The organism is Caulobacter sp. FV2ps19, assembly GCF_058681035.1.
In genome coordinates, this window is record NZ_CM178729.1 from 1,594,904 (window position 1) to 1,608,772 (window position 13,869).

8 protein-coding genes are annotated in these 13,869 nt (G+C 67.1%); 3 read left to right on the plus strand and 5 right to left on the minus strand.

The window, feature by feature from the left end; all coding sequences use genetic code 11:
• Positions 1–36: 36 nt before the first annotated feature.
• From ACW18B_RS07680 to ACW18B_RS07695, 4 genes are all read right to left on the minus strand, one after another.
• Positions 37–1,548 (minus strand): tryptophan halogenase family protein, encoded by a 1,512-nt coding sequence (locus ACW18B_RS07680; protein WP_492050913.1) that lies wholly within the window; start codon positions 1,546–1,548, stop codon positions 37–39.
• Positions 1,545–3,062: a tryptophan halogenase family protein gene (locus ACW18B_RS07685; RefSeq protein ID WP_492050915.1), complete on the minus strand. Its 1,518-nt coding sequence runs from the start codon at positions 3,060–3,062 to the stop codon at positions 1,545–1,547. Before ACW18B_RS07685 ends, ACW18B_RS07680 begins: the two co-directional genes overlap by 4 nt.
• 195 nt (positions 3,063–3,257) lie before the next feature.
• The gene (locus ACW18B_RS07690; RefSeq protein ID WP_492050917.1) at positions 3,258–4,757 is read right to left on the minus strand and encodes a tryptophan halogenase family protein; all 1,500 of its coding nucleotides are present in this window, start codon (positions 4,755–4,757) and stop codon (positions 3,258–3,260) included.
• A complete protein-coding gene (locus ACW18B_RS07695) occupies positions 4,754–6,271 on the minus strand; it encodes a tryptophan halogenase family protein (protein ID WP_492050918.1) in 1,518 nt (505 codons plus the stop codon). Before ACW18B_RS07695 ends, ACW18B_RS07690 begins: the two co-directional genes overlap by 4 nt.
• 448 nt (positions 6,272–6,719) lie before the next feature.
• Between ACW18B_RS07695 and ACW18B_RS07700 the strand changes: the two genes are divergently transcribed.
• The 3 genes from ACW18B_RS07700 (at position 6,720) to ACW18B_RS07710 (ending at position 12,908) form a co-directional block, all read left to right on the plus strand.
• Complete coding sequence (locus tag ACW18B_RS07700) at positions 6,720–9,857, plus strand: TonB-dependent receptor (RefSeq protein WP_492050920.1); 3,138 nt, start codon at positions 6,720–6,722, stop codon at positions 9,855–9,857.
• Positions 9,858–10,002: 145 nt separating this feature from the next.
• Complete coding sequence (locus ACW18B_RS07705) at positions 10,003–11,166, plus strand: endo-1,4-beta-xylanase (protein WP_492050921.1); 1,164 nt, start codon at positions 10,003–10,005, stop codon at positions 11,164–11,166.
• A gap of 44 nt (positions 11,167–11,210) precedes the next feature.
• Positions 11,211–12,908, plus strand: a complete 1,698-nt coding sequence (locus ACW18B_RS07710) for a glycoside hydrolase family 43 protein (protein WP_492050922.1) — start codon at positions 11,211–11,213, stop codon at positions 12,906–12,908.
• Positions 12,909–13,017: 109 nt separating this feature from the next.
• Here the strand turns inward: ACW18B_RS07710 and ACW18B_RS07715 are convergent, their stop codons facing one another.
• A complete protein-coding gene (locus ACW18B_RS07715) occupies positions 13,018–13,761 on the minus strand; it encodes a DUF1353 domain-containing protein (protein ID WP_492050923.1) in 744 nt (247 codons plus the stop codon).
• Positions 13,762–13,869: the final 108 nt, after the last annotated feature.

Consider the following 13,869-nt stretch of genomic DNA (forward strand, 5'->3'; position numbering starts at 1 on the left):
CGGCGTGACGCAGGCCGACCAATCTGCCGGCGCCCTCTACATCCCGTCGCAATGGGCGCGGATGAAGTCCAGATGGTCGGGCATCACCTCGGCCGAGCGGGCGATCACCGCCTTGATCTCGGCCATTCGGCGACGCAGCTCGTCGTCGCTCATCACATCGACCATCGGGTCATAGCCCTTGGGCCTCAGGCCCTGGCCGACCATCACCGCGAACCATGAGGTGTCATTGAACAGCTCCTCGTTCTCGCGGAAGATCCGGCCATAGCTTTCAAACACCGCGATCTTGTCGGCCAGATAGTCGGGGATCGCCATCTCGCGCAGATCGTCCCAGTACGGCGTATCGCTGCGCTGGGTGGCCTTGAAGTGCAGGATCAGAAAGTCGCGGATCGTCTCGTACTCGAACCGCATCACCCGGTTGTAGCGATCGATGTCGGGCTGGCGGAAATCGCGGTCGGGAAACATGGCCAGCAGCCGGGCGATGCCCACCTGGATCAGGTGGATCGACTGGCTTTCCAGCGGCTCCATGAAGCCGGCCGACAGGCCGATGGCGACGACGTTCCTGTTCCAGCTCTTCAGCCGGCGGCCGGCGGTGAATTGGATCAGCCGGGGATCGGCCAGGGGCTCGCCGTCCAGATGGTCCAGCAGATAGGCGGTGGCCTCGTCCTCGCTGATATGGGCGCTGGAAAAGGCGTAGCCGTTGCCCAGCCGATGCTGCAGCGGGATGCGCCACTGCCAGCCGGCCGGGCGGGCGGTGGCGCGGGTCATCGGCGCCCGCGAGCCGCCGAGAGCGCAGGGCACGGCCACGGCGCGGTCGTTCAGCAGCCAGTTTGACCAGTCATCATAGCCGGTCTTCAGGGTCTGCTCGATCAGCAGGCCGCGAAAGCCCGAGCAGTCGATAAAGAGGTCGCCGGCGATGACCTGGCCGCTCTCCAGCGTCACCGAGGTGACAAAGCCGCTCTCGCCGTTCTGCTGCACCGAGGCGATCTTGCCCTCCTGCCGCGTCACCCCGCGCGCCTCGGCATAGTCGCGCAGGAACTGGGCGTAGAGGCCGGCGTCAAACTGGAAGGCGTAGGCGATGGAGCCCAGCGGCGAATTGGCCTGGCCGTTGGGTCGCATGAACTTCGACTGCCGCGACCCGACCGTGTTGAGGGAATAGGCCCCTAGATCGTTGTCTTCACCCATGGCGTGCAGCTTCAGCCAGTAGGCGTGGAACGACACCGCCTCCATGTCGACGCCGTAGGGGCCAAACGGGTGGTGATAGCTGTGGCCGATTTCCTTCCAGTCGACGAACTCGATGCCCAGCTTGAACGTCGCCTTGGTCTTGCGGACGAACGCGTTCTCATCCAGGCCCAGCATGCGGTTGAACATGTTGATCTGCGGGATGGTCGACTCGCCCACCCCCACCGTGCCGATGGCCTCGGACTCCACCAGGGTCACGCGCGTGTGGCCGTCCTTGGTCAGGAAACGGCCCAGGGCGGCGGCGGTCATCCAACCGGCCGTGCCGCCGCCGACGATGACCACATGGCCCAGGCGATTGTCGATGATCATGCGGTCGTCTCAAAGGGCGGCGCCGCGCAGTAGCGGGCGATGAAGGCGTCGTGGGTGGGCAGGGCCTCGGCCGTCTGGCGCACCAGGGCCGCCAGACGTTGCAACTGGCCGCGCACCAGCTGCGCGTCCAGGCTGTCGACCAGCGGGTCATAGCCGCGCGGGCGGATGTTCTGGCCCAGCAGCACCGCCAGCCAGCTGGGCTCGGCGAACAGGTCATAGTCCGACTGGAAGAGGCGCCCGCGCGCCGCGAACAGGTCGATCTTGCGCTGCAGGCTCTCGGGGATCTCCATCTCGCGGGCCTCTCGCCAATAGGGCTCGGGGCGGTCATTGGCCTTGAAGTGCAGGATGATGAAGTCGCGGATCAGCTCGGTCTGCAGGCTGGTCAGGCGGTTATATTCGGCGATCTCGACAGGGTCGAAACCCCGGTCGGGGAACAGGGCCAGCAGCTTGGTGATGCCGGTCTGGATCATGTGGATGCTGGTGCTTTCCAGCGGTTCCAGGAAGCCCGACGACAGGCCGATGGCGACGCAGTTCTTGACCCAGGCCTGCTTGCGGCGCCCGGCCTTGAAGCGGATCAGGTTGGGCTCGGCGCGGGCCGGGCCGTCCAGGGTGGCGCGCAGGCGGGCCAGGGCGTCCTCGTCGCTGATATGGCGGCTGGAATAGACATAGCCGTTGCCCGTGCGGTGCTGCAGCGGGATGCGCCAGCGCCAGCCGGCCGTATCGGCGGTGGCGCGGGTATAGGGCGTGAGACCATCGCCGCCGGTCTCGCAGGGCAGGGCGACCGCGCGGTCATTGGGCAGCCAATGGCTCCAGTCCTCGAACCCGGTGTCCAGGGCCTGCTCGATCAGCAGGCCGCGAAAGCCCGAGCAGTCGATATAGAGGTCCGCCTCGATCTCGGCCCCGCCGTCCAGGGTGACGGCGCGGATGAAGCCGTCCTCGCCCCGCAGGCCCACATCCACCACCCGGCCTTCGCGGCGGGTCACGCCCCGCGCCTCGGCATAGGACCGCAGATAGCGGGCATAGAGGCCGGCGTCGAAATGGAAGGCGTATTTCAGGCTCGACAGCACCTGGCCGGGGTCCTTGCTGGGCAGCATGAACTTGCCCATCCGGGCCGCCATGGCCGACAGGTTGAAGTCGTCGAGCGGCTGGGTCGAGCCCTCGCTTTGGGCTTTCAGCCAGATCTGGTGAAACTTCAGGGCTTCGATATCCAGGCCGAAACCGCCGAAGGGGTGCAGATAGCGCGAGCCGGGCCCGGTCCAGTCGACGAACTCGATGGCCAGCTTGAAGCTGGCCCGGGTCGACCGCATGAAGTCGGCTTCGTCGATGCCCAGGATCTGGTTGAAGGTGGTGATCGGCGGGATGGTCGCCTCGCCGACCCCCACCGTGGCGATCTGGTCGCTCTCGACCAGGGTGATCTGCACGCCCTTCAGCACCTTGGCCAGCGCCGCCGCCGTCATCCAGCCGGCCGTGCCGCCGCCGACGATCAGCACCTTGCGGATGGGGTTGGGGGTCATGGGCGCGACCGGCTCATATCGATCAAAGCAACAGAGATGGCCTCCTTAGGCCTTGTGCCCAGGGCCCATGGCTGCGGCTCGCGCTGAATTTCAGGACGTTGCGTGGCCACACAGGGGCTCCAAAGGCCGGCGCCGTGCTGGCGGCCGCCATGGGTCCTGGGCACAAGGCCCGGGAAGGCGGGGATGTTTGGATTTTCAGGCACGGACAACCAGCGCCTGCCCATGGCTCGGCAACCCCTCCGCTGTCTGACGAAAGATCGCCCGCATGCGGTCCAGGGTCGCGCGCGCGCGGTCCAGCGGCATGCGGTCGGCCAGCGGATCATAGCGGGTCGGCAGCACGCCATGGCCGATGAAGGCGGCGATCCAGCTGGGTTCGAGGAAGGTCTCCTCGTCATACATCACCACCCGGCCGCGGCTTTCGAACTGGGCGATCTTGTAGGCCAGGGCGTCGGGCGTCGAGGCCTCCCGGCCCAGATCCCAGATCGCGCCGTCGCGGCGGCCCGCCCGGCGATAGTGGAGGATCGCCATGTCGCGCATGCGCTCGAGCGTCTCCGCGCCCAGGCGGTTGTATTCCCGCGCCGCCACGGGTCCGCCGCCGGGACGCGGGAACAGGGTGATCAGCCGGGCGACGCCGCTCTGGATCAGATGCAGCTCGGTGGAGTCCAGGGCTTCGATCCCGCCTGCCGCGCCGCCGATGGCCACGCAGTTGCCGACCTGGGCCCGTGTTCGCCGGCCGTTCGTCAGGGTCCGGAATTGCGGTTCCGATAGGCCGTCCCGGGCCAGGCCAACCTTGAGCGCTTCCAGCGCCGCCTCATCCGAGGTCAGGTCGGCGCGATAGGTCATCCCGGTGTCCAGGGACCCGCGCAGCGGGATCCGCCAGCGCCAGCCCTGGGCGACGGCTTCGATCTCGGTCAGGGGCGGAGCGTCATCCTGGGCCGGGGCGGAGACCCGCACCGCGCGGTCGGCGGGCAGCAGGTCTGACCAGTCCTCGAACGGCTCGCCCAGGGCCTGGCCGATCAGCCGGGCGGCGGGGCCGGTGGCGTCGATGAACAGCTCGGCCTCGACCCGCTCGCCATCGGCCAGGACCACGGCGTCGATGTCGCCGGTCTCGCCGTTGCGGATCACCTCCGCCACCGCACCCTGTGTCGCCGTGACGCCATGGCGGACGGCCAGGTCGCGCAACACGCCGACATAGAGTCCGGCATCCAGATGCAGGCCGTAGGCGAGGGTCGACAGCGGTGAGCGGGGGTCAGGACTGGGGGCCGCGAACCGGCCCAGCTCGGCCACGACGGCGGCCAGGTTGAAGGCCTCCAGCGGCGCGACCTCGCCGGTCTGGCGCAGGCGGGTCCAGTAGTGATGGAAGCCTACGCCCTCCAGCGGGGCTCCGATTTCGGCGAAGGCGTCGCAATGGGCGGCGCTCGGCGTCCAGTCCTGGAAACGGCATCCCAGCTTGTAGGTCGCCCGCGTGGCGGCCATCAGCGTTGTCTCGTCCAGGCCCAGCAAGGCGTGGAACGACCGCAGGGCGGGCAGGGTGGAGCGCGCGCCGGTCGCCTCCGGCCCGGTCTCGACCACCCGGATCGCGGCCTGCCCAGCGGTGGCGCGCGCCAGGGCGGCGGCGGTCATCCAGGCGTCAAGGCCGCTCCCGATGATGGCCACGCGGCCCAGAGGGAGGGGGCGTTGGGTCGCTGGCGTCATGCCACCGCCCGCGCGTCGCAATGGGCGCGGAGGAAGGCCGCGTGGTCGGGCATCGCCTCGGCCGTGCGCGCCACCGCCGCCTTCAGCTCGGCCAGGGCCCGGGCCGTCCGCGCCGGATCCAGGACGTCGGCCATCGGGTCATGGCTGAGCGGCAGGATGTTCTGGCCCAGATAGACGGCCAGCCAGGACGGCTCCAGGAAGAAGCCGTCGCGATAGTTCACCACCATCCCCCGGTCGCGGAACAGGTCCATCTTGTAGGCCAGGCTGTCAGGGATCGCGGCGGCCCGCCGGTCGATCCAGAACGGCGAGTCGTCGCGCTGGGTGGCGTGATAGTGCAGCACCAGGAAATCGCGGATCCGCTCGAATTCCAGGTCCATGACCCTGTTGTAGTCGTCCTGGTCGGCCTGGGCGCAGTCGCGCTGCGGGAACAGTTCCAGCAGGGTGGTGATGGCCAGCTGGATCAGGTGGATGCTGGTCGATTCCAGCGGTTCCAGGAAGCCGCTCGACAGGCCGACGGCGACGCAGTTGCGGTTCCACTGCTTCTTGCGACGGCCGGTCACGAACCGCAGAAAGCGCGGATCGGCCTGGGCCTTGCCGTCCAGCTTTGAGACCAGAACCCGGGCCGCCTCGTCGTCGCTGATATAGTCGCTGCAATAGACATAGCCGTTGCCGACCCGATGCTGCAGCGGGATGCGCCAGCGCCAGCCGGCGGCGTCGGCGGTGGCGCGGGTATAGGGCGTGGGCGGCTCGACCGCGTCGCACGGCACGGCGGCGGCCCGGTCGCAGGGCAGCCAGGCGGTCCAGTCCTCATAGCCGGTGTGCAGCGCCTGTTCGATCAGCAGGCCCCGAAACCCCGAGCAATCGATGAAGAGATCGCCCTCGATCCGCTGGCCGCTCTCAAGGGTGACGGCCTCGATGAAGCCGTCCTCGCCCCGCAGGCTGACATCGAGAATCTTGCCCTCGGTGCGCGTGACCCCGCGCGCCTGCGCATAGTCCCGCAGGTACTGGGCGTAGAGGCCGGCGTCGAACTGGTAGGCGTAGGAAAAGGTCGAGCCCAGCGACCGGGGGTCGGGGGAGGGCGGGGCGAAGCGGTTGCGACGGGCGGCCATGATCGGCAGGCTGTAGGCCTCGATCGCGTCTGCCTCCCCCCGTGCTCGCGCCCGCAGCCAGTGCTGGTGAAAGGCCACGCCGCCGATCGGCTGACCGAAGGCCCCGAACGGATGGATGTAGCTGTCGCCTTGCCGGCCCCAGTCGCGGAACTCGATGCCCAGCTTGTAGGTCGCCTGGGTCTTGCGCATGAAATCGGCCTCGTCGAGGCCCAGCCTGGCGTTGAAGCTGCGGATATGGGGCACGGTGGCCTCGCCCACCCCGACCGTTCCGATCTCGGCCGATTCCACCAGTTCGATGGTCAGGCGAGCATCGGCCAGCACGGCGCTGAGGGCGGCGGCGGACATCCATCCTGCGGTTCCACCGCCGACAATGACGATCTTCCGGATGCCGGTTGTGTCCGTCATGACGTTCTCCTCCCGGTCTCCCCTTGGCCCGGCCAGACTTGGCGTCTGACCTTGGAGCCGTGGTGCATATCCACCACACTGTCGCCTTTTGTTACCATTCTGTAACCAAAATGGGTACGGGCGACGGGTGTGGCCAGGCCTCTGATCTGCGGATCCGGACCCCGTAAGATGCGAAATCCAGGCGGCAGAGCGTCAAAAACCGCAGATTTCGAGCGTTGAAGCCCTGGGTTCCAGCCCATCGCTACGGGACCGACGGGCCGCTGGCAACGCTTGACATCCAAGGCGCGGCCAAGTGATCTGACCAAAATGGTCGCGGTAACACGACCAATGGTAGCGCTTCAGACGCTAACCAAAAAGGGGAGGAACACACATGGGCTCGATCCAGAAGCCGTTGGTGCGTCGTGCGCACAATTCATTGATTTCAGGCTTGAAATGCGGAGCTTCGGCCGTGGCGCTGGGCGCCGCGATCTGCGCCGTTCCGGCCTTCGCCTACGCTCAGGCCCAGGCTGATGAGCCCGTTGGCGTCGATGAGGTCGTGGTCACCAGCATCCGCCAGAGCCTGAAGAGCTCGCAGTTGCTGAAGCAGTCATCTGACATCATCGGCGACTCGATCACCGCCGAAGACATCGGCGCCCTGCCGGACCGGTCGGTGACCGAGGCCCTGTCGCGCGTGCCCGGCGTGTCGATCAACCGGTTCGCCGCCGGCGTCGATCCCGACCACTTCTCGACCGAAGGCAGCGGCGTCGTCGTGCGCGGCCTGAACTTTGTGCGCTCCGAGCTGAACGGCCGCGACAGCTTCACCGCCAATAACGGTCGAGGCCTCAGCTTCGCCGACGTGCCCTCGGAACTGCTCGGCGGCGTCGACGTGTTCAAAAGTCCGTCGGCCGACATGATCGAGGGCGGCATCTCCGGCACCGTCAACCTGCGCACGCGCCTGCCGTTCGACAGCAGCAAGCGCATCCTGTCGCTGTCGCTGGAGAACAGCTATGGCGACATGGTCAAGTCGTGGAAGCCGACCTTCTCGGTGCTCTACAGCGACCGGTTCGACACCCCCCTCGGCGAGTTCGGCATCCTGGCCAGCCTGGTCGATTCCAAGCTGGAAACCCGCAGCGACGCCATCCAGGTGTCGAACTTCGGTTGCCGCACCAATCTGGGCTCCACGGCGGCCGACTGCGGCAATGGCACGCGAGGCGTGTGGTTCCCTCGCGGCGCGGCGTTCCGGTCGACCAACACCGACCGCGAGCGCAAAGGCCAGGCCGCGGCCGTGCAGTGGAAGAGCAATGACGGCACGATGCAGGCGGCCTTCCAGTACCTGCGGTCGGACTCGACCAGCAACACGACCGAACATGCGATGGAAATCGCCACCGACAACGTCACCAGCAATGGCGACTCGCGTCCGGTGGACGGCACCAGCTTCACCTTCGACGATCGCGGCGTTTTCACCAACGGCGTGATCACCGGCGCCACCGGCTGGCGCGCCGACCAGAACGGCGCCGATCCGCGCACGCCGATCGACGGCCTGCAGTCGAACAATATCCGTCGCGACGAACAGATCTCCAACGTCACGTCCGACTATGGCTTCAACTTCAAATGGACGCCGAACGAGACCTGGGGCTTCCAGTTCGACGCCCAGCACGTCGACTCCACGGTTGACGTTCTCAGCATGGGGATCTGGGCCTCGACGTTCCAGAACGCGTCAATCACGCTGCACGGCAATGACCTGCCGACGGTGCTGTTCACGGCGCCGGGGAGCGGCCTGACACAGTCCAACTGCCTGCCCTACAACAACAATTGCCCGTCCTATGACCGGGGCATGCACAATAATCTGAGCGATCCGTACAACAGCTTCTGGCGCTCGGCGATGGACCACATCGAGCAGTCGGAAGGCACAGAGGACGCCGTCAGGTTCGACGTCGAATACAAGTTCGCCGGTGACACCTGGTTCGACTCCGTCAAGGCCGGCGTGCGCTGGGCCGAGCGGGATCAGACCACCCGCTTCTCGACCTATAACTGGGGCGTTCTCAGTGAAATCTGGGGCGAAGGCGGACCTGTCTGGCTGAGCGACAGGATCGACGGCGTCCCCAGCCCCGACGGCGCGCTGGGCACGACCGGCGTCGACAGCACCAGCAAGGCCATGCTGAACGGCTTCGCCAACTTCATGCGCGGCCAGACGCCCCTGCCGACCGGAACCGACTCTCGCCTGTTCTATAGCGGCAACACCGCCGAGAACTATAAGGCCGCTTCGGACTTCGCCCTGTCGGTCGGCGACGAATGGCGCGCCCGCAACGGCGCCAATGGTTGCGCGCAGAACTGGGTGCCGCTGGCCCAACGCTGTAATGTCATCGCCGGCTCGCCCTTCCTGCCGCAGGAAATCAACCCGATCAACGAGGTCAACAAGGCCTTCTATCTGGTGTCGCGCTTCAAGGGCGACATGGGATCGGCCCGGGTGAGCGGCAATATCGGCTTGCGTTACACCGCCACCAAGCGCGTGGCCGATGGCTTCCAGGCCTTCCCGAACGCCAACTTCTCAACCGACGCCGAGTGCGCGATCGTGCCTGATGGCGAGACGCCGACCCCGTTCTGTCAACTGGCCCCCTCGGTTCGGGCCTCGGCCCGCCTGTGGGCCAATGGCGCGGTCAACGCCACCACGGTCAAGGCCGACTTCAACTACTGGCTGCCCAGTTTCAACCTGAAGGTCGTGATGCCAGGCGGGCTGCAATATCGCCTCGGCGCATCCAAGACGGTGACGCCGCCGGAGATCGGCCTGACGCGCAACTATTATAACCTGGCGATCAACACCAATGCCGACGGCATCAGCAACGGCCAGCCCAGCGGCAATGTCACGGTGGGCAATCCCTATCTGAAGCCGACCCAGTCGACCAATTATGACGCTTCGGTGGAATGGTACTTCGCCTCGGTCGGCTCGCTGACCGTCGCGGCCTTCTACAAGGAGCTCACCGACGTCGCCACCAACACGACGGCGCGCCTGCCGTTCACCAACAACGGCGCAACGTTCGACGTGCTGATCACCACGCCGGGCAACTCCGACGTCAAGGCCAAGGTCAAGGGCTTCGAAATCGGCTATCAGCAGTTCTATGACTTCCTGCCCAAGCCGCTGGACGGCTTCGGCATCAACGCCAACTTCAGCTACATCGACAGCAAGGGCGTGCCGCAAAGCACGCTGTCGGCGACCGACCCCGACGTGGCCGCCGGCCGCGTGACGACGGTCGACACCGGCAAGCTGCCGCTGCAGGGCCTGTCCAAGTACAACGCCAACTTCGCGGCCATCTATGAGAAGGGCCCGATCTCGGCCCGTCTGGCCTATAACTGGCGCTCGGACTTCCTGCTGACGGTCCGCGACGTGATCGTGCCCTTTGCGCCGATCATGAACGAGGCCACCGGCCAGATGGACGGCTCGCTGTTCTATAGCGTCAATCCAAAGGTGAAGATCGGCGTCCAGGGCGTGAACCTGCTCAACGAAACCACCAAGACCACCCAGGTCCTGAACGATGAGCTGCTGAAGACCGGCCGCTCGTGGTTCATGAACGACCGTCGCTACACCGTCGTGGTGCGCGCGAACTTCTAGGGTTCAGACCGCCGCGCCGGCCCCAGGCTCGGGCCGGCGCGGTGGTCTGGAAGCTGTTGCCTCTCCCTCAGGAATTGGCGACTCCTGCACCTCAACCCGCGCATCGTCTCTGGGCGGTGCGCGGTTTTCTTGCCAAGGTCCTTAAATGCGCCAGTCTCCTTCGTCCCTCTCCCGTCGCCAGGCCCTGACCCTGGGCGCCGCCGCTGGAACCCTGGCGGCCGCGCCCGCCTTCGCCGCATCGAACCAAGGTCCGTCGCTGGCCAGCCTGGCCCGCGACAAGGGCCTCTATTTCGGCAGCGCCGTGGGCGCCGGTCCTGTCGGGTCGCTGACCGGCTCGTTCGAGGACGCCCGCTATCGCCAGATCCTGGCCGACGAGTGCAATCTGCTCGTGCCGGAAAACGAGCTGAAGTGGTACGTCTTGCGGGCCGCCGGTCCCGACAGCTTCGCCTTCGAGCGCGCCGACCGCATCGCCGCCTTCGCCAAGGCCAATGGCCAGGCCCTGCGGGGCCACACCCTGCTGTGGCATCACCCGCAGTGGTTCCCGGCCTGGATCAAGACCCACGACTTCGGCTCGGGCCCGGCCCGCGCCGCCAAGGCCGAGGCCATGCTGGTCGAGCACATCAACGCCGTCTGCGCCCACTATCCGCAGATGATCTCCTGGGACGTCGTCAACGAGACGGTTGATCCCAAGGACGGTTCGATCCGCGACACCGTGTTCTCCGACGCCATGGGCCATGAGGCGGTGCTGGACACCGCCTTCCACACCGCGCGGGCGGCCGCGCCCAAGGCGCGCCTCGTCTACAACGACTATATGAGCTGGGAAGTCGGCAACGAAGCCCATCGCACCGGCGTCCTGAAGCTTTTGGAGGGCTTCCGCAAGCGCGGTACGCCGATCGACGCCCTGGGCGTCCAGAGCCATATCGGGGCCGAGAACGCCGACAGCTTCACCGGCTTTGGCCGGCCTCAGGAACAGGCCTGGCGGGCCTTTATCGATGAGGCCGTCGGCATGGGCTATGATCTGCTGATCACCGAGTTCGACGTCCACGACAAGGGCTTGCCCTATGACTTCGCCGCGCGCGACGCTGCGGTGGCCGCCTATGGCAAGGCCTATCTGGATCTGATGCTCGACTACCGCCAGACCAAGGAGGTCATCGCCTGGGGGATGGTCGACAAATATTCCTGGCTGCAGAACCAGTGGCTGCGCGAGGACAAGAAACCCAAGCGGCCGACCCTGTATGACGACGCCTATCAGCCCAAGCCGTTGCGTGAAGCGGTGGCGGCGGCGCTGAAGGCCGCGCCTGTTCGCTAGATCGCCATGGCCGAACGGCCCCTATGATGATGTGGAGTAAGCCGTTGATCCGCCAGACCCTGACCGCCTTCACCCTGGCCCTGATGGTCACCGCCGCCCACGCCGCGCCGGCTGCCGCGCCGGCCCCCGGCACGGCGGCTTTCAGCCAGTTCGTCTATCAGGGCCGCGACCCGGTCGATGAACAGGTCAGGGCGGCCAAGGGCCAGTATCGCAACCCGATCCTGCAGGGCTTCTATCCCGACCCCAGCGTCACCCGGGTTGGAGACGACTACTATCTGGTCAATTCCACCTTCGCCTGGTTCCCTGGCCTGCCGGTCTGGCACTCCAGCGACCTGGTGCATTGGGAGCAGATCGGCAACGCCATCGATCGGCCGGGCATGCTGGACTTCAAGCGCCTGGGCCTGTCGCGCGCCGTGTTCGCCCCGGCGATCGAGGAGCACGACGGCACGTTCTACATCCTCAACACCTGCGTCGACTGTCAGGGCAATTTCCTGATCACCGCCAAGGACCCCAAGGGGCCTTGGTCAGATCCGGTGTGGCTGCCGGAGGTGGGCGGCATCGACGCCTCGATCTTCTTCGACGACGACGGCCGCGCCTGGATCGTCAACAATGACGAGCCGCCCGGCCCGGCCGAATATCAGGGCCACCGCGCCATCTGGATCCAGGAATACGACCAGAAGACCCAGAAGACGATCGGCCCGCGCAGCGTGCTGCTGGACAAGGGCGTGGATCCCTCGACCAAGCCGATCTGGCCCGAGGGGCCGCATATCCTCAAGAAGGACGGCTGGTACTATCTGACCGCCGCCGAGGGCGGCACCGCCGAGGGCCACAGCCAGGTGGTGCTGCGCGCCAAGACCGTGCTCGGCCCCTATGTTCCGTACAAGGACAACCCCATCCTGACCCAGCGCGGGCTGCCCAAGGATCGCCTGCTGCCGATCACCTCGGCCGGCCATGGTGACCTGGTCGATACGCCCGATGGCCAGTGGTGGGCGACCTTCCTGGCCGTCCGGCCCTATGGCGATGATCTCTACAACACCGGCCGCGAGACCTTCCTGCTGCCGGTCGAGTGGAAGGACGGCTGGCCGGTGATCCTCGAGAACGGCAAGACCATCCCCTATGTGGCCACGGCGCCGGACCTGCCCGCGCCCAAGGTCCTGCCCCCGCCCACCAGCGGCGCCTTCACGGCGGCCGAGACCTTCAAGGGTCCTGATCTGCCGCTCAACTGGATGACGATGCGCATCCCGCAAAGCCGTTGGTGGAGCGTCAAGGATGGCGTCCTGACCCTGACCGCGCGCCCCGACAAGCTGGGCGACAAGACCCAGCCCTCGTTCTGGGCCCGTCGCCAGCAGCACATCAACGCCAGCGCCCAGGTCACCGTCCGCGCCAGCCTGAAAGCCGAGGGCGACAAGGCCGGTCTGGCGGTGCTGCAGAACGACGACTTCTATTACTTCCTGGGCGCCGTGCAGTCAGACGGCAAGCCGGTGCTGCGGCTGGAGCGCCGCGCCGGTCCCGCCGATCCCGTCGACGGCGTGGTGGTGGCCCAGGCCCCGCTGCCCCTGAAGCCCGGCCAGTCCATCGACCTGAAGATCACCGCCCGCGGCGGCGAATACGACTTCGCCTACGCGGTGACGCCCGGGGCCTGGACGACGCTGAAGGCCGGCGCAGACGGGACGATGCTCAGCACCAAGAAGGCCGGCGGCTTCGTGGGCGCGATGTTCGGAGTCTATGCGCACGGCCAGTGAGCCGACGCCCCCACCGTCACGCGACTTTGTCGCGCGCCACCTCCCCCGTTTTACGGGGGAGGTGGCTCGGCGCGCAGCGGCGAGACGGAGGGGGCGTGCGGAGCTGGGCTTACTTCTTGGGCTTGGCGCCCGGCCAGGGCAGCTTTTCCTTCACCTGGTCCAGCGGCGTCTTGGTCACCACCACGGGCGGCGGCACGACGACGGCGGGGGCCTTGATGGGATAGGCGCGCCAGCCGCTCTGGATCAGGGCGGTGAAGCCCGTGCAGCGGGGCAGGACCCGCACCGCCCCGGTGCGCGGCTTGGCGAAGGGCGGGGGCTGGCGGATGTCCTGGCGCTTGGGATCGACGAACCACCAGTCGCCGGGCAGGCCATAGCCCTTCTCGCCGCCGGTGCGCACCGCCTGATAGGCCAGGCCGGCCTGGAAGCTTGGCACGCCATACTTGATCATGGCGCGGTAGAAGATGGCGTCGGCCTCCTCGCGCTTGCCCGGCTCGCCGATGGCGTACAGCCAGTCATGGACGATGGCGGCGCGGGCGGTCGGCCCCTGCGGGTCGATGAAGGTCTGGCCGTACCACGGCACGCTGGCGAAGTCGGTGACGTACCAGCGCGGCACGACGATCAGCTTGCCGGTCTCGACGTCGCAATAGGGGAACTCGGCGTCCAGGGTGAACAGCTTGCGGCCGGCCTTGGTCTGGTTGAACAGCACCACCGGCTGCGGCGTCAGCGAGCTGGGCGGGGTGGGGGCGACCACCGGGATATAGACCGTTTCATGGGTCTGGGTGGCGCAGCCGGCCAGCACGGCGGTGGCGACCAGGACGGAGACGGCGAGGAGGGCGGTTCTGATCGGGCGCAAGGCGGGTCTTCGGTCGAGCGGAAGGAAAGCGCGGCTATAGCACCCTTCCGGTGGCGGTTTCGAGGCCGGGCGGGACAAATGCAAAGTCTCGCGCGCGGGCGCCTCCGC

Coding starts and splice junctions, on each gene's coding strand:
- ACW18B_RS07695 (WP_492050918.1), bottom strand. CDS start 6,271: ATGACGGACACAACCGGCATCCGGAAGATCGTCATTGTCGGCGGTGGA.
- ACW18B_RS07690 (WP_492050917.1), bottom strand. CDS start 4,757: ATGACGCCAGCGACCCAACGCCCCCTCCCTCTGGGCCGCGTGGCCATC.
- ACW18B_RS07685 (WP_492050915.1), bottom strand. CDS start 3,062: ATGACCCCCAACCCCATCCGCAAGGTGCTGATCGTCGGCGGCGGCACG.
- ACW18B_RS07705 (WP_492050921.1), top strand. CDS start 10,003: ATGCGCCAGTCTCCTTCGTCCCTCTCCCGTCGCCAGGCCCTGACCCTG.
- ACW18B_RS07680 (WP_492050913.1), bottom strand. CDS start 1,548: ATGATCATCGACAATCGCCTGGGCCATGTGGTCATCGTCGGCGGCGGC.